At 43.9% G+C, this 636-nt stretch carries 1 protein-coding gene; it reads right to left on the bottom strand.

Going from position 1 to position 636, the window contains the following annotated elements:
* Window positions 1-582, bottom strand: a 582-nt coding sequence (locus A3757_RS22700) for a Bax inhibitor-1 family protein (RefSeq protein WP_068740348.1), incomplete at its 3' end; no start/stop codon positions are given.
* Between the last annotated feature and the right edge of the window lie 54 nt (window positions 583-636).

Here is a 636-nt window from a genome sequence, read left to right as displayed (position 1 = left end):
AATGATCATAGACGAGAAAAGTACAAACCCCGCAGAGATCATTAGCTGTAAACCCGCGATATCGGTAAAGATACCAATAACCATTGCACCTAAAAGAACAAAGAAACCAGCAGTAATCGTACCTGCCAAGAAGCTAAAGTCTTTACGTGTGATCAAGGCATAAGCCGAAAGACCAAAGAATACGAATGCGGTTAAGCCAAGTGCGTTAGCAACTAAGTGGCCAGCGCCTGCGCCAATGAACATGCTAAGGATGGGGCCAATTGTATAACCCATAAAGCCTGTCAGTGCGAAGGTAAGTACAAGACCCATGCCGCTGTTAGCCGTTTTGTGAATACCGAACAGTAAACCGTAAAAACCAACCAGCGTTATGATCATGCCAGGGTGTGGCGCGTTAATAACCATTGCGATATAGGCAACGGCAGCTGAAAAGGCCAGCGTTAAACCTAATAGCATGTATGTGTTCTTAAGTACCGATGAAACATCAGCACCTAAAGCCGCTTGCGAATTAGCACCCATAATATTGGCGAGGTTATCACCTTGAGTGTGAGCCGCCTGAGCTTGTGGATGTCTATTATCTTGCATGTAATGCTCCGTTTTAAACCAAGTATGTTTAGTTAGAATAATACTACATTTACA

It is taken from the genome of Oleiphilus sp. HI0117 (genome assembly GCF_001635235.1).
This window is presented reverse-complemented; position numbering and strand designations above follow the sequence as displayed.